This is a genomic window from Aquimarina megaterium XH134 (assembly GCF_000520975.1).
GTDB classification, from domain to species: domain Bacteria; phylum Bacteroidota; class Bacteroidia; order Flavobacteriales; family Flavobacteriaceae; genus Aquimarina; species Aquimarina megaterium.
Map to the genome: position 1 here is coordinate 109,242 of NZ_JACB01000015.1, position 23,048 is coordinate 132,289.

Here is a 23,048-nt window from a genome sequence, read left to right on the forward strand (position 1 = left end):
AAATAAAGATGGAGATCAATTATAAACCAGCAGGCCAATTCGAGGAAACACGATTCGAGAAAATACACAACATAATTTTTAAGAATTCTAATGAAGCCTCTTTGGTAGTGGCAAAAGAAATAGCGAATCTTATAAAAGAAAAATCGCAGAAAAATGAACCCTGCGTTTTAGGATTAGCAACAGGTTCTTCACCGATTAAGATATATGAAGAATTGGTTCGAATGCATCATGAAGAAGGCTTAAGTTTTAAAAATGTGATAACTTTTAATTTAGATGAGTATTATCCTATGGATATAGAAAATATACAGAGTTATTACTACTTCATGTATGAACATCTCTTTGATCATATTGATATATCTCCTGAAAACGTTCATATTCCTGATGGAAAAATAAATAGTGATGGCCTCTATCAGTATTGTATTGATTATGAAATGAAAATTAAAGAAGCAGGTGGTTTAGATTTTCAATTATTAGGTATAGGAAGAACAGGTCATATAGGTTTCAACGAACCGGGATCACATTATAACTCGGGTACAAGAATGATTACATTAGATCATATTACCAGAGTAGATGCTGCTCCTTCCTTTTTAGGGATAGAAAATGTTCCCAGAAAAGCAATAACTATGGGAATTGCTACAGTAAGGGCAGCAAAACGTATCGTATTATTAGGATGGGGACAGCACAAAGCATCAATTATCAAAGAAACAATAGAAGGTGATATTTCTTCTCAAGTACCTGCAACATATCTTCAAGATCATCAAAACACAACTTTTGTATTGGATACCGAGGCAGGATCAGAATTAACTAGAAATAAAACACCTTGGTTGGTTAGCTCATTAATCTGGACAGATGCATTAAAGAATAAAGCAATTATCTGGCTATGCGAATTAACCCAAAAAAGTATTTTAAGTCTAACAGATAAGGACTACAACGATAATGGTATGTCTGGATTATTAGTACAAGAAGGTTCTGCTTATGATTTAAATATTAAAATGTTTAATAAATTACAACATACTATTACAGGATGGCCCGGTGGTAAACCTAATGCCGATGATACCAATAGACCAGAGCGAGCAAATCCAGCCAAAAAGAGAGTCATTATTTTTAGTCCACATCCTGATGATGACGTGATTTCTATGGGAGGTACTTTTGATAGGTTGGTCGAGCAAGGTCATGATGTTCATGTGGCTTATCAAACATCTGGCAATATAGCCGTATCAAATCAAGAAGCTTTAAAATTTGCCGAGGTAGGTCAAAAATTAAATTCAGATTCAACGGTAGCCCAAAACATTATTAATACATTGTCCAATACGAGCGAATATGCTGTTGACACTATAGAAATAAGGCAGTTAAAAGGACTAATCAGAAGAAGTGAATCATTTGCAGCAACACGTTATTTGGGATTAAACGATAGTAACGTTCATTTTTTAGATTTACCATTTTATGAAACAGGTAAAATAAAAAAAGATAAACTATCAGAAGCAGACATTGCTATCATGTATAAACTAATAGAAGAAATACAACCACATCAGATTTATGCAGCAGGTGATCTGGCAGATCCTCATGGGACTCATAAAGTATGTTTAGATGCTTTATTTATGGCTTTAGAAGAGTTAAAAACAAAGCCTTATATGAAAGATTGTTGGGTTTGGTTATATCGAGGCGCATGGCACGAATGGGATATTCATGAAATTGAAATGGCCGTACCCATGAGTCCGGATCAGGTGTTAAAAAAACGACATGCTATTTTTTGCCATCAATCACAAAAAGATGGAGTCATGTTTCAGGGAGAAGATTCAAGAGAATTCTGGATGCGGGCAGAAGAACGAAATAGAGATACAGCACAAAAATACAATGCCCTTGGGCTAGCAGATTATGCTGCTATGGAAGCTTTTGTAAAATATGATAATCACAAAAAGAATCAAAAAAAAGAAGTTTAGCTCTATCTAAAAGCATGATTAACAGGTATTAACCCCATTATTCTATTCTTTTTTGATGATATAATTATTTTATTTGGGTTAAAATATTTTTATACATCTCTCCAATAGGAATTTCAATAGTACTAATTTCAATATCGTGTTTTGTATAGGCCGTTATTTTATCTTTATTGATAATAAATGAACGATGAACACGAAGAAAACGAGCATCCAACACTTCTTGAAATGAAGAAATACTAAATTTAACAAGGAGTGATTTATTTTCAGTTCTAATTTTAATGTAGTTTTTTACACTTTCTACAAATAGAATATCATCAAACTGTACTTTGACCTGCTTTCTGTCTGCTGTTACAAAAATATAGTTCTTGTTCTGTAATGTTTCTGAAGAAGCTTGTATTTCAATTTTGTGGTTTTGTGAAGCTAAAAACTTTTCTATTGCTTTAAAAAACCTGCCGAATGTTATTGGTTTTACTAAATAATCAATAGCATTTAATTCAAATCCTTCAACAGCATATTCTCGGTAGGCAGTGGTAAAAATTACTTTAGGTTTTTGAAAGAGGTTTTTATAAAAATCTGTTCCCAATAAAACAGGCATTTCAACATCCAAAAAAAGTAAATCTATATGTTTTGAATTTAATATATTAATTGCCTCAATGGCACTTTTACAAGAAAAAACAACTTCAAAATTATCAATTTTTGCAATATGATTTTCAACGAGTTGTCTTGCTAATTTTTCGTCATCAATTATCAAACACCTGTACATTTTTAATGTTTTTTGAGTTTTAAATTTACTGAAAAACTTTTCGACGTTTCCTCAATTTTTAAATCGTAAGTATCAGGATATAATAAATTAAGTTGTTGTTCTACATTGGTTAAACCTATCGATTTTTTTTGAATTAATTTTTCTGTTGTTGACAAAGGTTTAGTATTAAAAATATTGAAAATTATGTGCTCTTTTTCAGAAGATAAATCAATTTTTACAGCTGCCATTTTTAGTTCCTGACTTACACCGTGTTTAAAAGAATTTTCTATAAATGTTAATAGTAATAAAGGTGCTATTTTAATATTTTCGATTATTGAGTTATTAAACGACACCAAAACTCTATCTTCATAACGCACTTGTTCTAAAGCTAAATAATTTTCAATAAGTTCAATTTCTTTTTGAATATGCACAAATTTTTTATCACTACCATATAACATATAATCTAATATATCTGAGAGTTTTTCAATGATTTCTGGTGCTTTATCAGATTTTTCTACAGACAACACATATAGATTATTTAACGTATTGAATAAAAAATGAGGATTTAGTTGATGTTTCAACGCTTTTAATTCTACTGCCCTTTTCTGTTCTCTAATTTTCGAAAGCTTGTACTGGTTTTCATAAAACGTTAACCCCACCAAAAAAAATAATGGCTGTAAATAAAACAGTGGTAAGTGAAAGAAAATAGTTTTTAAATCGAAGATCCGTTCCCAAAACGTAAGATATCCGTTTTTATCTAAAAACACTTTATAGCAATCAGGATATGCTTTTTCAAGAAAAGACATTCTTATAGAAACATATAAAAAATTAATAAAGAAAAATAACAAGATAATTGAAGCGATAAGTTTAACAATACTCTTGTCTTTTCGATAATTAGATACAATAAAATATAATACTGTATACGCAATTATAATCTGAAAAACCACGTGAAAAAAATAGGTTACTATAATTTCTTCAGTAGTATTAAATCGTTCTCTTGCAGATGTTGTGTAGAACAAGAAAACAACAATCCAAAATAGAGTGTGTTTATAAACGGGTAGGTTAAATATTTTAAAAAAACGCTTCATTTTCAACTCATAAAAGTACAACAAAGCCGCCTATATATAATAATTTGTGTACGAACAAGTAAAATAAGAATACAAACAAGCCTATACGAGTTACAAATACGTTTTGGGGTTTATGTACACTAAAACTCATGCCTTGTCCTCTTTTTAAAATCACAGCTCAATTGGACTGTAGTTTTGATCTACAAAATAAATACAATTATGAGAGTTATTTTAGTTTTAGTAGTAATTACTGCTTTTTCGGTACAATTATGTACTTCACAAAAATCAAGTTTTACAAAGTCATTAAAGAATCCAAAACTGATAAAACTGTGGGAAACCGATACCGTTTTAAATGATTTAGAATCTGCTATTTATGACAAAAGGAATACTATACTTTATGTTACAAGTATTAACGGACATTGGATGAAACCTAACGGAAAAGGGTTTATAAGTAAAGTTGATATAAACGGAAAAATCAAAAACCATAAATGGATTGATAACATCGAAGGACCAACAGGAACAGCTATTTACAAGGATAAGTTATTTGTTGCAGATTTTGATACTGTTTTAGAGATCGATATAAATACATCAAAAATAGTTAAGAGACATAAAATTGAAGGTACAGAACGTATCAATGATTTAACATCAAGCGAAGATGGAGCTATCTATGGAAGTGGAACAAAAAGCGGAAAATTATTCGTCCTAAAAGATGGAATAGTAACCATTTTAAAGAATGATTTAGAATGGCCAAACGGAGTGTTATATGAAAAAGGAAATATCCTCATTGGCCTGGGAGACAAGACAATTAAGAGTTATAACTTAAAAACCAAAACCTCAAAAACAGTAGCAAAAGACATATCAAACCCAGATGGAATTATAGCCATTGGTAATGACGATTATTTAATTTCGAGTTGGGAAGGAATGATACATTATGTAACTAAAAATGGTGATAAAACCATGCTTTTAGATACTACGAAAGAAAAAGTTAATTCTGCTGACATTGCCTACATCCCCGAATTAAAAATGGTATTAGTACCTGCTATGTTACAACATAAATTAACTGCTTATCGACTTATAGATGAAAACTAAACTATTCATTTTTTTAGCGGTCATCGGTTTCTATTTCTGCGGATATGCTCAAAATAAAACAATTCCTTTTTCTGTAGAATCTGTAAAAATTGACGGAAAATTGAATGAACCTATTTGGCAAAATATTCAAATGTTTACAGATTTTAATAATTATTACCCTAACGATGAAGGTAAAGCATTAAACAAAACAGAAGTGAGGGTATTTCATGATGGTAAAAATCTCTATATAGGTGTTGAATATTACGATACGACATTACAAAGTAAAATTAGCACATTAAAGCGTGATAATCATGGAGATGCTGTTGTAAGTAGTGATGCTTTTGGAATTGTACTTGATCCATTCAATAAAGAAAATAACGGCTATTATTTTACACTGAACGCAGCAAATACACAAGTAGATGCGCTGGTAGACTTTAACGGAACAGACTACAATTTTAATGAAAGCTGGAATGCCATTTGGTATTCGCAAACTTCGGTTGAAGGAACTAAAAAAGTATATGAAATAGAAATTCCGTTTAAAGCATTAAATTTTGATATAAATAACAATACTTGGGGAATTCAATTCTTCTATAGAGATTTTAAAACAAATTTATGGATGACATATACCGATATGTCACGTAACTTTTTTCAGTTTGATTTACGTTTTACAGAAGATGTGACTATTGAAAATTTACCCAAAACCAATACTTCAAAATTTATGTTAGTGCCTTCGGTAGCGTATAATTACGAAAAAGATGTCGCTAATAATACAGATGAATCTACCTTTAAACCAAGCATAGATGCACAGTATAATATCACGTCTTCATTACGATTAGATACGACTATTAATCCTGATTTTTCGCAAGTAGATGTTGACCAACAAGTAGTTAATTTAACCCGTTTTGCAGTTAATTTTCCAGAACGAAGAAATTTCTTTTTAGAAAACAGTGATCTGTTTAATAATTTAGGAGCCTTTGGTGTCAATCCATTTTACTCTCGAATAATCGGCGGAACGACCGATATGCAATTTGGATTAAAACTTTCGGGAAATGTTTCGCCTAATACACGTATCGGAATTTTAAATGCTCAAACTGAAAAAGCCGATGGAAACGACGCACAAAATTATGCTGTTGTGGTGGGTCGACAAAAATTATCAAGAGCTTTTACAACCACAGCATATTGGATAAACAGACAACAAACCAACAGATTTGATTTTAAGAACGATTACAACCGCGTTTTTGGCTTGAACTTAAATTACAAATCAAAAAACAATTTATGGTCAGCACAGACCAACTACGGAAAAAGCTTTAGCAATAATATCAATTCAAACAATAACTTTTTCAATATCGAAGGACAATACAACACACGAAAAACGTATGTTAAAGGTGCATTTAAAACGGTAGACAAAAACTTTATAGCCGATGTTGGTTTTACACCAAGACTTTATAATTATGATGCCATAAACAACCTGGTCATTCGGGATTCGTATTTAGATTCTTATTTCGTTTTTCAAAAAAATTATTATCCAATAAAATCTAATTCTATAGATCGTTTTCGTTATTTGTCGGTAGTAAATGATACGTTTTGGAATAGCAAAGGCGCACTTACCGAGATGTCTACAGTATTAGGTAATTCAGTCTGGTTTAAGAAGAATTTGTCATCTTTATTTTTTAATTTGACACATAATTACTTCAATCTTCAATACGGATTTGATATTTTAAATAGTGGCAATCCTATTCAACCAGATATTTACAATACTATTGATGCTAAAATTGGATACAATAACCGTTCAAGTAATAAAAACTTCTATTATGCAACGGAAGTTTTTCATGGCGGATATTTTAATGGAAAAAGAAGTGGTTTTGAAACTGTTTTAGGATATCGACTTTTACCTTTTGCGCAGTTAAATATTAATTATTCATTGAATCATATTGATCTTAAACATCTAGGAAAAGACACATTTCATTTAGCGCGTTTTACAGGTGAAGTATTTTTTAGTAATCGTTTGAATTGGACAACCTATGTGCAGTATAACACTCAACAAAATAACTTCAATATCAACAGTCGTTTACAATGGGAATATAAACCTTTATCATATATCTATTTTGTCGTTACAGATAACTTCAATAAACGTATCTCAAGAACAAATTGGGGTGTGGCATTTAAAGCCAATTATCGTTTTGATTTTTAAATTATGAGGCTATAATAATTAGGTTAATACCAACCAATATGATCAATAACAAGTTCTATCTGGCATATAAAGAACAATAAAAAAGAACAGATGAAATCTAGAAAATTAGTAAGTATAAGTATTGCTATAATATTTTTAATATTGAGCATAACAGGAGTTTTTATGTATATAAAACCTTATTACAAAATTACGGCATCAATGCATACAGTTTTTGGTTTTCTATTTTCGATTTTGGTAGTTTTTCATATCATCAACAATATAAAGTCATTAAAAATGTACAGTATAAATTCAAAGAATAACTTTTTGAATGTTCGTTTTATCACATTACTTTTTATTGCAGGAATTTTGTTCACAGGATTGTTATTTAATGTTTCTGGATTTAACAAAATTTATGATTTCGGAAATGAATATCGTAATAGTCTACAAGGAAAAGAAACATTAGAAGACGGAACGCAAAGTATTAGCATAAAAAATGAAATTAACGAAGTTGCGGTAGAGATAGATGTAAAAATAGGGGACGCATTTCGTTATGCAATGATGGTAATTTGGGTAGAAGATATAGACGGAAATTATATTGAAAGTTTATTTGTACCCAAATCTATTGCAACAAGTAAGTATGTAAATGGTAAACCAGACAAAAACGGAATTTGGAAACCCGCTATTGTTCGTCGCCCAGAATCGCTACCATATTGGTCGCACAAAAGAGGTATTAGAGCTTCTGACGGATTATTTATTCCTTTAGGAAAAGTTTACGATATCGATGCTGTTTCTGGTGCAACTCCAACCTATGATTTCATCATTAATTCTAAAGCGAAACTTGGAAAATTGAAAAAATTTAGAGTTTTAATGGAGGTCAATCAATCATTTAACTGGAACAAATATTATAGTAAAGATCGTTTTCCAAATGATAGTATTTATAGTGGTTCAGGTAGAGTTGGTCAACCTGCTATTGTTTATGCAGTTGATGTAGATTTAGATAAATTTGGGCTGTCTAAGAACTTTTTATTCGAGCCAATTGGGCATAGTCATCATTCAGGAAAAACAGATGAGTTGTTTACCGATATGTCTAACATCACAACAGCATTAGATATTATTGATAGAGGTATTGTAAAAATTGTTAAATAATAAAATTGAAGATATGCTAACTTATCTCGATTCTACTTTAAATTCTCTTGAACCTGAAAAAAGAAGAAATATTAGAAAAAGTAAAGAAGATTTTCAAAAGCAAACCTTTTCCTAATATAGCTAAATAACGAATTTAAATTTTTTAATACTGATTATTGGCAATTTATAATCTTAGTATTATTTTACAAAAATCAATAATCCCTTGTAAAAACTAGTTTTCACAAGGGATTTTAATTAGTAGTGACCCCAGAGGGAACGAATTTAAATTTTTTAGAAGAAGATATTGCCTTAATCATTAGACTATCAGTCAATTTAAAAAATCATTATTTGACATGATATTTATACTTATTCATTAAAAAGCTCTATTCTTTCATTATCATTTATAATAAAACCTGAACCTTAAGACTTATAACCCAAAGGTCACAGATTCGAGTCCTGTTCCTTGATATCGTATAACATCTTGAAATTAAAAAAGTTATTTTGTTTATAGAGATCTCTTTTGCAAAACTATTACGAAAATTGATAGAATTTTATTCTAAAAATATAATTTCTGAACCAGAATCTACACCTTCTATAATAAGTTTTAGTGGCTCTGTAAAAACTGTGGGGCTGTTACTATGCGTTAGTGGGAATTTGAAAAACCAATTAGAGTTAGTATCCTTGCAATTATCTAGTGGACCGATGAATTCGATGCCCTCTAAAGCATATAATTCATTATACTCTCCATAATTATTCAAATCACCTACCTTATTAAATACACTATCATTAACCACATTCTCGTTTTTGTCTTGCCACTGAAAACTGCCCGCTCTTTTTACCCTGATCCCACAAAAGTTCTTAGGAAGAATAATATTTCCATTATTATCAAAGTAATGGTACATAGAATCATTACTTTTCAATGCATCTCTATGAATACTTATCCGAGGAGTCTGGGTATCATCAGGAGCGTTGGTGAAGTCGACAATGATTCTATTATTATCGTTTATACTTATATAATCAGGGATAACGTCTTCATTTTGGGTAGAACCTCCACCTCCAGTAGAACCTCCAGAAGAATCTGTTCCTGCTTTATCCATCATAAAATCAAATTCATCAAGTTTCATAGCATTTTTTACCCGTATTCTATAAGATCTTTTTTTTGATGCATTTTTATAAAAACTATATGCTTTGGTTTTGTTTGCGGGTATTTCAATACCTTGTTGGATTGACACTTTAATTGGTTTCCAAACCCCATCTTTTTTAAATTCGAAATACAATACTGGGCCACGATATGCTGTGCAGGGAGGACTATCACAAATAATATTAGGAAGATAATGATCATTGTTTGAATTCTGAACAGATCTAGCACATATTTTTCCTCTCCATTTTTTAATATTGTTAAAAGTAGCCGAATAACGATATCTCTTCCCTTTTTGGCACATATCATCAGAAAGATTATTGCAGTCATTTGTAAAATTAGAATATGTAAGTGGTTTTTTGTCTAATTTTACAAATTCTGGGTTTCCTAAAAATCCTCCAGCAATAGCACTGGTAAAATTACTGTTTTTGCACGCAATCACAGGGCTAGGCGTAGGGTTTTCGAACCCCTTAGTATATTTTTGAACCTTATTCCTTGCCCATCCTTGAGGTTTTGAAGAGGTTTTGCTCAGAACCCGATTCATCTGTAAAAATGCTGGAACTACATCTTCTGGCTTGGATAATGCCCAAAAAATTTCTGCTTCGGATAATTCTTTTCCTGTAATAGCAATAATGTTTTCGAGAACCGAGCAATTAGAACAATTGCTCTCTTCGAGAATAAAAACCTCATCTATTTCATGTTTGAAGAATGAAATTTTATTTTCGTTTTCTAGAGTTATCGAAACATTTTGATCCTCCTCAAGAGATTGCTGCTCCACATCTTCTTTAATTACATCGGCTTTTTCACATGAAAGGAAACCAAGTATAACTAACACAAGAATAATATCCATGATTTTAATTGTTTTCATAAGTGTATGATTTTAAAAGTTAATATTTAAAAAATTACCGGTAATACGTTTGCTTATTTCCACCATAATGCTGCAAATCGATGCTTAGACCCTTCGCCATATCCTGTTATCGATTTTAGATCATAGCCCTCTTTAGTATTCTTTTCAAAAGCTTTCAGATATTTTATTAATCCTTTGCCCACAACGTACCTGTATTTCTGCTGTTGTTTTATAAAAATGGCAATACAATAGTTTTTACCTTTATGAGTATAAGCATTTACAGATATGGGAATCATTCCTTTACTTTCCATATCGTCTATTGTTGGTTTCAGATTTGATATAGGTAAGGAATATTTCACTTTCCAATTAGAATTTGGAGCTTTCTTAAATGAGGCAGCAAATATTTCATTCTCACCATTAGAACTACATGTGATATTCATTGGGACATATCCTTCGTTTTTATAACTGTCTAATTTCTGTTTAAATACCGTAAGAGGTTTATTATGAAAAGCTCTATAGTTTTCAGCATTCGTTTTTTCCATAATAACAGAATACTTAATCTGGTTTCCTTTTGTATAGGTGTCAATATGTATTGGTCGGTATCCCTGATTCCAATATTCATCATATACACCTTGATAAGCAGAAGTTGAAAGATCGTGTCTGGACAACCATTTTTTTATAGCAGGTCTAAAAATAGCATTGACATATGTTTTTCCATTAACATCATAAAAATCTGCCCACACCACGGCAGAACCATTTTTATCCATTACCTTTAAAATCCTGTAGTATTCGGCCTCTGGGATACCATGTCTATCTAGATTTATAGGTTTTCCTCTGGTCGTTTCATAAAAGGCATCAAAAACGATATCCTTTATAACTTCATTAGTGATATCCGTTTTTTTATCATTACTATTTTTCATTATGGCACTATTGACCATAATAATGGCATAATAATCATTTGGAAGTATTGTAAATACAGCTCTATATTGATCTTCGGCTCCATTGTGAGAAGGGTAATACTCTGTAGTATCTGCAAACCTATCATCAAATAGTTGCCCCGAAAATACGATCATATTATCACGGGTTTCTTTTGTGTCATCTACATAGAGTGATTTTCTGGTTATAGGACCAAAAAATGTATTGGTATGGTAGAAGGTTCTAACGAAATTGGCATAATCCTGTGCAGAAATCATCCAACCTCCTTGTGCACGTGCATGTGAATTATCAATAACTCCAGACGAACCATTGGTATGATAATATTTAGCATATTTCACATTATTTGTAGGTTTATATATAGGTTTGATTTTGGGTGTTACTTTACTAAAAATATGTTCTCTTATATATTTTTCATAAAGTTTGGCATACTCTTTTATCATCTTTTGAGAATGCTTTTTAGGATCATTGATATGATTATAAGTATTCTGAATATTCTTTACTTTCTGTGGATAGGCTAACGAGGGAATTAACCACACTAAGAGCCCTATATTTGTGTTTTCATATTTTCTTTTTATACCAACATTTGATTCTTTAAAACCATAAGACATATTTAAGTAATGGTAAAACCCTTTTTCGTAGGCAAGTCCCATTTGCTCTACTTTTTCTATTGCCTCTTTGTTTTTACTGATTCCTGATTTGTGAGTGAGTAGGTTTCTGTAAGAAATTTTTTCAATCCCTGTATCTGTAAATTTAGCTTTCCACCGATCGGGGAGTTGGTGAATCATTTTCATATCTAATTGTTCTTGCACCGTTTTAGAAGAATGGATATGACGGCTAAAAATATTTAGCAAGGCTACAGCAGATATGGTTTTAAAGACAGAACCTATTCCTGAGGCAACATTTGTTTTCATAGGTAGATTTCCATCTCCTGGTATTTTGGCCCAGCCACCAGATACTTTGGCTTTAATTCCTTTCTTATTGCCTATAACTAGGGAATATCCTTTTACTTTATTGAATAGTTTCTGATGAATTATTTCATTAAATAAAGCGTCATTGAATACAAAAGGTACTACTTCAATCTCTCTTGTAGCATTATTAAAACACTTGATGGTTTCTGTATTATATGCATGGGCAAATGCGATACATCCGCATAATAGCGTTAGTATTAGAGTTATTTTTTTCATTTTATTATATTCTTAAAAGTTCTGATTTAATGAAGTTGTTGTAATTGCACTTTCACTCGAAGCAATCTTTAATAAATTCAATTAAGGGTGGAGTAATGATCATTTCATTTTTTTCACCAATAGCACTATTAATTTCAGAATGTGTATAAACACTTCCATCGACTTGAGAAACCGAAATAGAAGCATTTTTCAATGCTTCAATAAATTGATTTGCAATCGCTTTTCTCTCAGCAGATCCTCTTTTGGCAATAAAGAAATTTGGATAAGAAGTATTATGTATCAGATTATGTATGGGTGAGGCATCTATATATTGAGATTGATTTACTCCAAATGCGTTAATATATAGTCTATTTTCATATTTGTTACCCACTATTTGTTCTAAAACATCATACCCTTCTGTGTCTATAGAAGCTACTCCTTTAATAATAGAAGATGATACCTCTTGTTTTTCTAAAAAACTCTTATTTGTACCCGTTAGCGATACCAAATGAGCACCAGCACTATGGCCCAAAAGCACTATCTTTTCAGGATTCCCGCCATATTGATCAATATTATCATAAACCCATTCTATAGCATCTGCTACATCGTTATTGTGGTCTGGATATTTTACTCTGTTTATATTAAATAATTGATAGGGAAATGGGCTAAGTCTATAATTAAGGCTTATAAAAAGCCAATTTTGCGATTGAAACAAGGATACTTTCTTCTCGATGTTATTTTTTTTATCACCTAAACACCAACCGCCACCATGAACATAAATGACAATTGGCTTTTTCTTATCTGTGTCTTTAGTATAATAGATATCCAAGCTTAAAAGATTCGGATCTACCCCATTAATAGATTTGTATTCAATGGTTTTTTCTTTATTTAATGAGTTATCTGCAAAGACATATTTAAATTTTGAAGATTCATCAAATGCAGTATTATCATCCTTATCACAAGAGCATAATAACAGAATACCATAAGCTAATAGTATAAACATTTTTCTCATAATGCTAAATTTTAAAGAGTTATGACTTAATAAAACTGATGGGGATGGGTTATTTCAAAAAAAGAAATCTCAATTTTTATATAAATAATGTTACGCAAGCTAGTAAATATGAAGTGTAGTGTATTGTACTCTGGTTACCAAAACCTGTACTGTAGTTACATGTGCGGGAAAGTATAATAAAATAAGGGCGTAAGAGAATTAATTTCTGTATTCTGAAGGGGTTTTTCCGAATTCCTTTCCATAAACTCTGGTAAAATACGCAGGATCTTTAAAGCCAGTTTGATAAGAAATTTCTGCAATGGTTAGTTCCTTTTTACTCAATAACCTCTTAGCTTCTTGTAATCGTACACTTCTAATAAGTTTGGTAGGAGACATATTTGTTATGTTTCTAACCTTTCTGAATAAATGTACCCTACTGATATTTAATTGATCAGCTAACTGAGGAACACTAAAGTCATCATTATCCATATTTTTATGCACGATCTTAATAACTGATTGTATAAAGGCATCAATATTTTTATGATTAGAATTTGGGCTAAAATCTCCTTGTTGGTATTTTTCTCGTAATTTATTTTGGGTATCAATCAAATGATTTACTCGTATCAACAATTCTTCTCGATCAAATGGTTTAGTAAGATAGGCATCTGCACCAATTTTTAGTCCCTCTAATTGGTTATCGTGACTTGTTTTTGCAGTTAATAGGATAAGAGGGATATGGTTAGTAGCTAAATGTTCCCGAATCGCACTCCCTAATTGTAATCCACTCCATTCAGGCATCATTACATCAGAAATGACTAAGTCGGGGATATGCTCTTGGCACAATTGCCAGGCATCACGGCCATTGGTTGCAGTAAGCAATCGATAGGTTGGTGCTAAACAAAACCTAATATATGCTCTAACCTCCTGATGATCCTCGGCAATGAGGATTAAGGATTTAGACATTTCTTCTAAGACTTGAACGCTTGTTTTTGCTATGACTCCTGGTTCATGAGTTATTTTTGTTCCTGGAATCAGTACCTTAAACTTGCTTCCTTTCCCTTTTTTACTTTTTACGGTAATTTCTCCACCCATGAGTTCCACCAACTCCTTAGTCAATGCCAACCCTAAACCTATTCCTTTAATTCTTCCTGTTCGTTCTTGGGTAAAAGAATCAAATAGATGAGGCATAAATTCAGAAGATATCCCTATTCCTGTATCACTTACACAAAGTTGAATCATGGGTTGTGGCGTAGCATCTATAAAATCAACAGTTACTATTACATTTCCTCCTTTTTTCGTATACTTAATAGCATTAGATATCAAGTTTGCTGTAATTTTCTGCCATTTATCTTCGTCATAGGAAGTATACAAGGTGTCTTTGGGTGTAGAAAACTGAAGTTGTACTTGATTAGATGCAGCCAACGAAGAAAAAGACTTTACTATATAATTTTGAAAAGCAATAAAATCTCCAATAATATTTTGTATTGTTAGTCGATTCTCTTTCATTTGGGCAATTTCAAGAATCTGGCCAACCTGTTTTGATAAGTGATTGGTTTGATTTTGTATCTGTGTAAAATGTGTGTCAAGTTGATTATTGAGTCGACCGGGTAATTTATGTTTCATTTGATCTATAGCGCCCAATATAACAGTTAAAGGGGTTCTAAACTCATGTGCAATCTGAGTAAACCATCTTGTTTTCGTTTGTGATAACTCTTTAAAATGTATTTTTTCAGAGACTGCTATTTTTCTTCGTAATTGCAAACCATATCCTGTAAATAGTAGTATGGCTATACATAATGCATATAATGAGTAGGTTAAATTTGTTTGATACCACGGAGGAATTACCCGAATATGAATTGGGTCATGAACGCTACGCCAACTATCATTAACATCAAATGCTTCTGCTAGTAACTTGTAGGTACCTTTAGGCACATTGGACATAATAATTACTCCGCTTTTTTGAATAGGCAGCCAATCTTTATGATATCCCTCTAGCTGAAACCGATACCGTACATTTTGGGGTTCTTTGTATGTTAGTGCAGAAAATTGATACGTAATAATTTGATCTTTTGATGTAACCTTAATAGGGTTCTCTTTTGAAGCTCCTTCTGAAGGGAAACGAAAAACTTGTAGTGTATCGGATTGATGTTTGGTATAGGACAACCACTTTAAATTAGGTTTAATTTTAGGCCGTTGTGTGACTTGATCTGGATGAAAATATTGCACCCCACTAGTACTTCCCATCCAAATATATCCTTTTTCATTCTGAAAAACGGAACTTAATAACATAGAATTATCATACAAACCATCTCTTGTAGTATAGGTGCGATATTCATTGTTCTCCGGTTCAAAAGAAGTAATTCCATTACTGACCGTACTTAACCAAAGAGTTCCATTTTTATCACTGGTTACATTTAGAATTTTATCATCTGGCATTTGATCATTTCTTATAAACCGTTGAAACTGTTCTCGCTGAGGATCAAAACAATTTAATCCTCCATCTGTTCCTATCCACAGTTTTCCATCATTACTCTGATGAATGGATTGTATCAAATTAGAGCTTATACTATAAGGGTCGTCTTTGTCATAAAGAAACTGTTGATATTTAGGGGGTCTGTTTTTATCAAGAGTACTAATATTTGAGATTTTGATAAGCCCTTCACTCATAGTTCCTATCCATAAATTATCAATATTATCTATTAGCATATCTATAATACGAAGATCGAGGTCAACACCGTTCTTTTTTAGAGAGACTGCAAAATAATCCTGATCTTTTAGATCATAGGCCACCATATAATTCCATTCGGCAATCCATAGCCGCTTATTTTTATCTTCTACGATTCGCCAACAGCTAATAGATGGTAATGTTATAGGAATCTTCTCAACAGATTTAGTATTTGTATCTATTTTCAGCAATGATATTACCTTAGCACTTTTAGTAGGAATTGCATAAAGAAAATCATCGCTAGTACAGTGCATCGCTATTATTCTGTCTTTGTAGATCAATTGAGGTTTTTCCATGGTTTCTTTTTTCCATACATATAAACCTTCTGAGGTTGCAAACCAAACTTGCTCATTGCACTCCACAATTTCTCGAACCCCTCCTAGAGTTATTCCCAATTTCTCTAACATTGGATGTCTAAAGGTTTTATGTGGAATAAGCTGAAAAACTCCAAGATTAGTCCCTATCCAGTAATTATCTTCCTTATCCTGAAACATACAATGAGCATTTAACCTATCCGAAAGATTAAAATGTAATAAAGAAGATAGTTCAAAAGATTCTTGTAATTGAAGGTCATGAGAAAATCTCCATATCCATTGCCCTCCGTTAACCCAAATCTGATCAGCTTTATCCTGAAAGATAAATGGTTTGCTATATGTAGTGGGAGCAAATGTGGTTTTAAATGACAAATTCTCTTGATACCATGTATTCTTTATTTCTTTGAGAAGATATAAAGTATGATCTGCAAAAGCGAGAATACTATCTTTTTGTATCCTGAAAACAGCTGTAACATTTTTATCTTTTAACAGTGGTAATTGATACGTGCTGTCTTTTTCTACAATGAATATTCCTTTTGGTGTTGTCAGCAAAGGAGTAGCACCGCTAAACACAGAAATATCCGAGACTCTGTATTTATACAACTGTTTTAGGTTTTTAGATTCGGGATTATAACAAAAAGCACCGCTTGAAGAAGAAATCCAAAGGTTTTCCCCTTCATCTTTAGCTAATTTATTAATAACAACAATTTCTTCTTCGATTTTAGACTGAGGTAATGGACTGGAAAACAGTTCTAAATACGGATCCATTTGATTTAAACCATTGCCATGAGTACCTAAAAAGAATTGTTTATTCTTAAGTTGAATGACTGACCTCACCCAATTAGCGCCAAGACTCATAGTGTCGCCTGGACGATAGGTATAGGCTGTAAAATCTTCACCGTCAAATCGATTTAATCCGTTCTGAGTAGCACACCAAATGAAACCATCTTGATCCTGAAAAATTTCTGATATCCAGTTATTCGACAAGCCATTGAAAATATCGTAGTGTCTTACATAGTATGAATTTTGCTCTTGAGAAAAAACTTCTGAACAATGCATCAAAAAACATACACTAAGTACTAATAATATATTGATCCATTTCATTTAGTTTAATTAATTATTAGGTATATACGATAAACCCGTTAAATGAAGAGAATAACAATAATTAAGTTAATTATTATTTGTTTTATATACAAAACGGTATGAGATCAAATCTAGAAACACTTTTTTTAAATTACAAAGGGTAAATACCCCATATTTATGCGCTCTTTGCCTGTTCAAGAAATTGCAACTTGTGGCCGTGATTGTGAAAATGATCGAGTTCAAACTTCTAAAACAAATCGTGCAATAATGATACCACGCTCTGTTTTTAAGTATAGAAATGTATCAAAAACAAGAAACCCCTTGCAAACACTAGTATTTACAAGGGACTTTAATTAGTAGTGACCCCCATAGGGATTAACTAAAGTTGATCCCGTTCAGCTCTCCTTTGCAAGCACCAAACCCTGTTAAGCACTCAAATTCAGTAATTTATACTAATTTTAAAATCAAAAGCTATATGTCATACTGTTAAATATTTTTAGTACTATTCTAATGAGTGTCATTTCGTTTGGAACGTGTTTCTAAGAACACATAATTATCAAGGATCATTCCCAAAAAGTTATGTTTAGGCAAAAACCGGAGTTATGTTAGGCATATCTAATGCTATGTATGACGAAAATAAAATGTGATTAATGGAAACGAACATTCATACAGAGCAAGAACATAAAAAGACTAAATTCTTAATCATACTAATTTTGAAAAAGTATTTGAGTTTTTTCAGGGGTATGTAATTGAGTCGTCACCCTGAACTTGTTTCAGGGTCTTATAAGTTGCTTTTATTCAACAATTCTGAAGCACAGTCTTAGTATAGTTCAAAATAAGAGTTATTTACAAATCCTTATGACTTAACTCAAAATCCCGATGTGGATGGTTGGAAAACTCTGGTATATTTCTGCGACAACCATTCTTCAGAGTAGAATTTCGCCCTATATTTCTTTCTCCTAGACCCTTCTAGTCTAGCCCATTTTTGAATTCCTTTTTGTGAGTATTTATCTCTATGAATTGAGGATTAAGCAATATCCTGCATAAGTATTGTAACTTCGCTAATAGATGCATTTAGATAAAGTGCTAATAGTGTTAGAGTCTCATTTTCATTCCCACTATTTTGCATAATATTGTGAAGCCCTGATGATAGAAACACTAAGCTATTTTTTACCCCTGACAATGCGCCTATGCATAACCCAAAACTATCTTGGGTCATTTTAATCTGATCTCGAGATGCTTCTAATCCTTCAAGCTGCGCCTTACTCTTCGATGCCTTTTTATTAGCATTACTTGCTTTGGTACTCCACGATGTAAAAAGTCCTGTTGCAGTGGCCAAGCCTGCTAATCCAAAGGGGCCAAGTGCCAAAAAATAATAGCGTTCCTTTTCATATTTTTTTGCCTTATCCTTGGCTTTTTGAGCTTCAACCCTAATTTTAGCATCTTCAATTTCTAATGCTTTAAAATGCTTATGTAATTCTTGTGAATAAGAAAAAAAATGTTCTTGAATAATGTAATTCTTTTTTAACTCTTCGTTAAGACCATGATTCGCTTCCAATACCATCTTATCAACTCTGGATAGCAATAACAAACATTTTTCTTTATCGGTATAGACCACTGATAATGCTTGTAACAAATCATTATGTATAGATTTTGCTTGTTTTTGTAGCAATTTTTGAACATTCTGAATTGAAGAAACGCTTTCATCAATAATAAGTAATGCTTGTTGTTTGATTTTTTCAGATTCAACTGGTAATGTTTCCCCTTTACTAAGTTGAACTTGATACTCCTTAATTACGTTAACAAGCTGTGATAAATACCCTTTTACCATTTTGATTTCTATGAATAAGTTTAATTATACTAAATTGAGTAAAGAGGTTGTCTAACCTATATGAATTATTTAAGTAGACAACCTTTTTGGATTAAAATATTACTAGCTTACCTTCTCTAGGTAATCAATAACAGTTTCTCCTTCTGGCAAGGTAATGGTCACAACACCCGCCAATTGTTGGGTAATCGTTGTTATAGTGTCTTGTAAATCCGCTATTTCATTATTTGCGCTATTTAAAAAGAAAGTTCTAGCCTCATCAGTACTAGTGATGCCATTTGTTAAATCATTGATCAAACGGTCTAAATTTACTGATACATCCTTCCAAATAGTCGTCATTCCTTCAGACGCTTCTGCTGCAATTTTAGCTTGATCTGATAGACTGTCCATTACAGATTCGATACCTCCCAATAGCAAGATTTCTTGTTCCAATGTTGCTTTAGATTGAAATAAACCATTTTTTTGATTGTATAAATCCTTCAATTCTATAATAGAAGCAGCCAGTAAAGCTCCACCTGCAGCTACAGTAACAACCCCTCCAGCAATCAGTTCGGCTCCAACCGGCGAAGCAATAGCACCCATACCAATCATCACGGCTCCCCCTGCAATAGCAATCCCTTCACCAACAATGGCTGAAATTTGCGCATTGATACTACGATCGATAGACTTAAGTTCATCAGATATATCTGCTAGCTCTCCTTGGTCGCCTGAGATCATTTCATTTGCTTTTTGTGCTAATTCATTAAATGCAATGGCATCTGCTTTTAGTCGAATACTTAAATCATTTAACCCTTGTACTATGACTTCACTATTTCTAAGGTTATTCTCAGTGAGGCCTTTAATTACCGTAAGCACAGATAACCATTGATCTACAGTAGCCCCCTCTGGTAAGGTAACAGGTACCACACGATAGACTGTAAAATAACTCTTAAGGTCAGATAGCGAGCTGATAATTTTAGGGTTTATATCACTTAAGTAACTGTTGGCACTTTCTTTAGCGTTCTCAATACTATCATTTATACTATTCTGTATACCTACTAAATCTTCAGATGAAGAAAAGTCTAAGTTCGGTTGCTGTAAAATAGAATTACAATAACTCTGTAATACAAGACCATTTGTAGTCGTTTCTTTTTGTGAGGCTTCTATATTTTTTATATGATTTCTTAAAATTTCCATAACTGTGTTTTTAGTAATTAAAAAATTCTTTAGGCAGCCGTTGCTTGCTCCGCTAAATGCACAGCATATTCCCCAACATTCATATCTTCAGCACTAACACTTACATTTACACCTGCCATTTGTTGTTTTATCAAACTAACATCTTCAAGGATGAATGGAATGGTTTCATTTGCGGCTGTTAAAAATAATTGTCTAACGCTATCCGTACTAATAATACCATTTTGAAGATTAAGAGACAGATTATCTAAATCACTATTAATCGAAACCCAAGCATTTTTCATTTGGCTGGTAGCTGTCACTGCTTCTGAAGCTCCAAAACCTAAAGAACTATAGCCACTTTTAATCCCTTCAGCTAAGTTGACCTCACTTGTTAGTGAAGATTTTTGTTGTAACACTGAAGCTTTTGCATCATAGAGGCCTTTAAGCGTAAGAGCACTGGCTACGGTACCTGCTGTACCTACCAATACAACGGCCACGCCACCAGCAATTAATGGGGTAGACCCTCCTGCAGTAAAAGGGCTACCAATGGCTCCAACACCAATCATAACAGCACCACCTACAATGGCTAGTCCACTAATAACAGTCCCTGCAATGGTGCCTGCAATTTGTTTATCAAGTCTTTCAATATCTTTATCTAAAGAAGCTAACATACCGTCGTTACCACCAACGATAGCGTTAAGGTCATTGATCGTTTTATTAAAAAATGCCACATCTGCATTTATATTCGAATTTAAATTCCCCAAGTCTATTATAACAAGATCACTGGCTTCAATAAAGGTATCTGTTTGGCTTTTCATAGCTTGTAAAATACTCAGCCATTGTGCTTCGGTAGCATCAGGTGGAAGGACTGTAGGTACTGCTGAATACAAATTATAGAAATTAGAAATACTATTAATATTACTAATAATATTATTCTGGATGCCATTAAGGTAGGTTTTCGCATTGTCTTTAGCGTTTTGCAACCCATCATTTATATTAGTTTGGATCTTTGATAAATTGGTGAATTCTGAAAAATCAACAAAAGGTTGTTGTAAAATGCTATTACAGTAGCCTTGCAATACAAGACCTTGAGTGGTTTGTGTTTTTGCAGCTTCGATAGTCGGATCTGAAAATGTCATACTAATAAATATTTAAATTTAAAACGAGTTTAAAATCTTAGAGAAGATTATGTTTATCCCTCTAAGAATTGGTTGCTCAATTTTATGTAAGTTGTTTGTTTTTAGCACCTAAAATCTTCGTGAAAGCGAAAAAAAAAGGTTGAATAGGAAATATTAAGGCTGAGTTTTTTGAGTTAAGGTTCGTAAAAGGCTATTTATTTCAAGCGTTTAACCATTTTTTAAACTCTGCTGCCTTATTCTTGCTAATAAGAATTTCAATTTCAGAAAAATGAATCAAGATTTTTAACTGGCTATTGCCATATTTGATAATCTTTTTTATAGCTGTAATACGAACTATAAATTGACGATTGGCTCTAAAAAAAAGGGTGTTATCTATATCATTATAAATCTCATCTAAGCTTAAATTACTTATCGATCTCTTACCATCGGTATTTACTACGTATGTTATAGAGTTTTCTGTGTTTATATATGTGATGTCTTTAGTATTGGTAGGAATTAATTCATTTCTTTTAAAAGTGAGTAACCTTTTTTTATTCGTTTGTTTCAAGTCGGGATTAGTCTTTAAAAAAGATGTTTCAATTTTTCGCTCTTCATCAAAAACTCTTTGCTGATAGTTAAACACTCCTAAATTTAATTTAGTAAGATTCATAATATCTTTCTCTAAATCAGAATTCTTTGCTTCTAGCTCTTTTTCATAAAAACTACCAATAAAACGAACTGCAAAAAATGAAATGATGATAATTAGAATACCCATCAATATAAAAATCGTATACAAACGTCTTTTTAGCTTTGTAATATGTATTAATAGTTTGTTGAGATTTACAACTGAAACAATACTAATATTCGTTTGCTTTATTGGTATTTCGTAGAGTATCTCAGAATTTTTAGGCTGATAAACACCGTCAAACTTTTTTTCATAGTCCATTAGTATATCATAAATCTCATTGATACTACTGCTTTGACTAATAGAATGCTTTAAACGTCTACTAGCAATAATTTTTTGATGAATTAGCTCTGGTTTTGGATGAGATAAGATTTCACCATTTTTATTGATAGCTACAATAAAGGTAGTTCCGGGCTCTGTTTCGTATAAAGCCTCTTGAATACGATCAATGATATCAACTTCACTTTCTCCGTTTTTTATTTGTAAATACGATAAGCGTGCTATTTCTTTGACTTCTCTCTTACTAGATTCCAACTGTAAATCAACCAACAGATTAACACAAATCTTTACACTATAATTAATCCCTAATGAGGCCATGGCTAAGAAGATAAGCGCAATAGAAATAAACGTTAAAAAATACAGCTTATCTTTTCCCATTATAGTGCTGACTTATTCTGTTAAAAAAGGAAGATTTAAACATTCTTAAAAGTTTAATAAGGAATATCAAAGTAAACGATAACAACTGATTAACACAAAAGTAATATGTCATTTTTTGATGTTGTTGTTCTTGTTGAGGATTCGAGACCATTGCAAAAGGTTTCAATTCGTTATGATTGAACTCCTAAGGATCAACATCATGTCCTTCACGAAAAAAATCGAATTTTTGTCCCACTAAAAATGAATGAGAAGTTAAGAGTGTAACGAGGCTATTAATAATTTAGAATGGATTCTTATAA

Annotated in this window: 14 protein-coding genes; 4 read left to right on the plus strand and 10 right to left on the minus strand. The window is 32.1% G+C overall.

Annotation, left to right across the window (positions count from 1 at the left end; genetic code table 11):
* Positions 1-8 precede the first annotated feature (8 nt).
* Positions 9-1,940 carry a glucosamine-6-phosphate deaminase gene (nagB, locus tag Z053_RS0110810; RefSeq protein ID WP_051476033.1) on the plus strand — a complete coding sequence of 644 codons (1,932 nt, stop codon included), beginning with the start codon at positions 9-11 and terminating at the stop codon, positions 1,938-1,940.
* Between the two features lie 64 nt (positions 1,941-2,004).
* Here nagB and Z053_RS0110815 read toward each other — a convergent pair whose 3' ends face one another.
* Positions 2,005-2,700, minus strand: a complete 696-nt coding sequence (locus Z053_RS0110815; RefSeq protein WP_025665031.1) for a LytR/AlgR family response regulator transcription factor — start codon at positions 2,698-2,700, stop codon at positions 2,005-2,007.
* A gap of 2 nt (positions 2,701-2,702) precedes the next feature.
* Entirely contained in the window at positions 2,703-3,767 is a 1,065-nt protein-coding gene (locus Z053_RS30055; protein WP_025665032.1) for a sensor histidine kinase, read from the minus strand.
* A gap of 198 nt (positions 3,768-3,965) precedes the next feature.
* Here Z053_RS30055 and Z053_RS0110825 point away from each other — a divergent pair, with 198 nt between their 5' ends.
* The 3 genes from Z053_RS0110825 (at position 3,966) to Z053_RS0110835 (ending at position 8,130) form a co-directional block, all read left to right on the plus strand.
* Complete coding sequence (locus Z053_RS0110825) at positions 3,966-4,835, plus strand: SMP-30/gluconolactonase/LRE family protein (RefSeq protein WP_025665033.1); 870 nt, start codon at positions 3,966-3,968, stop codon at positions 4,833-4,835.
* Positions 4,825-7,005 (plus strand): carbohydrate binding family 9 domain-containing protein, encoded by a 2,181-nt coding sequence (locus Z053_RS0110830; RefSeq protein WP_025665034.1) that lies wholly within the window; start codon positions 4,825-4,827, stop codon positions 7,003-7,005. The genes Z053_RS0110825 and Z053_RS0110830 overlap by 11 nt, the downstream gene beginning before the upstream one ends.
* A gap of 90 nt (positions 7,006-7,095) precedes the next feature.
* Positions 7,096-8,130, plus strand: coding sequence for a DUF4405 domain-containing protein (locus Z053_RS0110835; protein ID WP_035095838.1), 1,035 nt, complete (start codon positions 7,096-7,098; stop codon positions 8,128-8,130).
* A gap of 530 nt (positions 8,131-8,660) precedes the next feature.
* Here the strand turns inward: Z053_RS0110835 and Z053_RS0110845 are convergent.
* The 8 genes from Z053_RS0110845 to Z053_RS0110885 all read right to left on the minus strand — a co-directional run bounded on the left by Z053_RS0110845 (position 8,661) and on the right by Z053_RS0110885 (position 22,749).
* Positions 8,661-10,115: a hypothetical protein gene (locus Z053_RS0110845; RefSeq protein WP_025665036.1), complete on the minus strand. Its 1,455-nt coding sequence runs from the start codon at positions 10,113-10,115 to the stop codon at positions 8,661-8,663.
* 53 nt (positions 10,116-10,168) lie between these two features.
* Positions 10,169-12,214: a serine hydrolase gene (locus tag Z053_RS0110850; RefSeq protein ID WP_025665037.1), complete on the minus strand. Its 2,046-nt coding sequence runs from the start codon at positions 12,212-12,214 to the stop codon at positions 10,169-10,171.
* A 52-nt stretch (positions 12,215-12,266) separates the two neighbouring features.
* Positions 12,267-13,205: an alpha/beta hydrolase gene (locus Z053_RS0110855; RefSeq protein ID WP_025665038.1), complete on the minus strand. Its 939-nt coding sequence runs from the start codon at positions 13,203-13,205 to the stop codon at positions 12,267-12,269.
* Positions 13,206-13,403: 198 nt separating this feature from the next.
* Entirely contained in the window at positions 13,404-17,327 is a 3,924-nt protein-coding gene (locus Z053_RS0110860; protein WP_035095840.1) for a hybrid sensor histidine kinase/response regulator transcription factor, read from the minus strand.
* 1,006 nt (positions 17,328-18,333) lie between these two features.
* Positions 18,334-19,137, minus strand: coding sequence for a hypothetical protein (locus Z053_RS0110870; RefSeq protein ID WP_025665041.1), 804 nt, complete (start codon positions 19,135-19,137; stop codon positions 18,334-18,336).
* Between the two features lie 102 nt (positions 19,138-19,239).
* A complete protein-coding gene (locus Z053_RS0110875) occupies positions 19,240-20,310 on the minus strand; it encodes an HBL/NHE enterotoxin family protein (protein WP_025665042.1) in 1,071 nt (356 codons plus the stop codon).
* Between the two features lie 29 nt (positions 20,311-20,339).
* The gene (locus tag Z053_RS0110880; protein ID WP_025665043.1) at positions 20,340-21,428 is read right to left on the minus strand and encodes an HBL/NHE enterotoxin family protein; all 1,089 of its coding nucleotides are present in this window, start codon (positions 21,426-21,428) and stop codon (positions 20,340-20,342) included.
* Between the two features lie 199 nt (positions 21,429-21,627).
* On the minus strand, positions 21,628-22,749 hold the full coding sequence (locus Z053_RS0110885; protein ID WP_025665044.1) for a LytR/AlgR family response regulator transcription factor: 1,122 nt from the start codon (positions 22,747-22,749) through the stop codon (positions 21,628-21,630).
* Positions 22,750-23,048 lie beyond the last annotated feature (299 nt).

Excerpts from the sequence above, each read along its gene's own strand:
- Z053_RS30055 (WP_025665032.1), bottom strand. The coding sequence starts at position 3,767 with ATGAAGCGTTTTTTTAAAATATTTAACCTACCCGTTTATAAACACACT.
- Z053_RS0110835 (WP_035095838.1), top strand. The coding sequence starts at position 7,096 with ATGAAATCTAGAAAATTAGTAAGTATAAGTATTGCTATAATATTTTTA.
- Z053_RS0110870 (WP_025665041.1), bottom strand. The coding sequence starts at position 19,137 with ATGGTAAAAGGGTATTTATCACAGCTTGTTAACGTAATTAAGGAGTAT.
- Z053_RS0110860 (WP_035095840.1), bottom strand. The coding sequence starts at position 17,327 with ATGAAATGGATCAATATATTATTAGTACTTAGTGTATGTTTTTTGATG.
- Z053_RS0110830 (WP_025665034.1), top strand. The coding sequence starts at position 4,825 with ATGAAAACTAAACTATTCATTTTTTTAGCGGTCATCGGTTTCTATTTC.
- Z053_RS0110880 (WP_025665043.1), bottom strand. The coding sequence starts at position 21,428 with ATGACATTTTCAGATCCGACTATCGAAGCTGCAAAAACACAAACCACT.
- Z053_RS0110855 (WP_025665038.1), bottom strand. The coding sequence starts at position 13,205 with ATGAGAAAAATGTTTATACTATTAGCTTATGGTATTCTGTTATTATGC.
- Z053_RS0110825 (WP_025665033.1), top strand. The coding sequence starts at position 3,966 with ATGAGAGTTATTTTAGTTTTAGTAGTAATTACTGCTTTTTCGGTACAA.
- Z053_RS0110875 (WP_025665042.1), bottom strand. The coding sequence starts at position 20,310 with ATGGAAATTTTAAGAAATCATATAAAAAATATAGAAGCCTCACAAAAA.
- nagB (WP_051476033.1), top strand. The coding sequence starts at position 9 with ATGGAGATCAATTATAAACCAGCAGGCCAATTCGAGGAAACACGATTC.
- Z053_RS0110845 (WP_025665036.1), bottom strand. The coding sequence starts at position 10,115 with ATGAAAACAATTAAAATCATGGATATTATTCTTGTGTTAGTTATACTT.
- Z053_RS0110850 (WP_025665037.1), bottom strand. The coding sequence starts at position 12,214 with ATGAAAAAAATAACTCTAATACTAACGCTATTATGCGGATGTATCGCA.
- Z053_RS0110815 (WP_025665031.1), bottom strand. The coding sequence starts at position 2,700 with ATGTACAGGTGTTTGATAATTGATGACGAAAAATTAGCAAGACAACTC.
- Z053_RS0110885 (WP_025665044.1), bottom strand. The coding sequence starts at position 22,749 with ATGGGAAAAGATAAGCTGTATTTTTTAACGTTTATTTCTATTGCGCTT.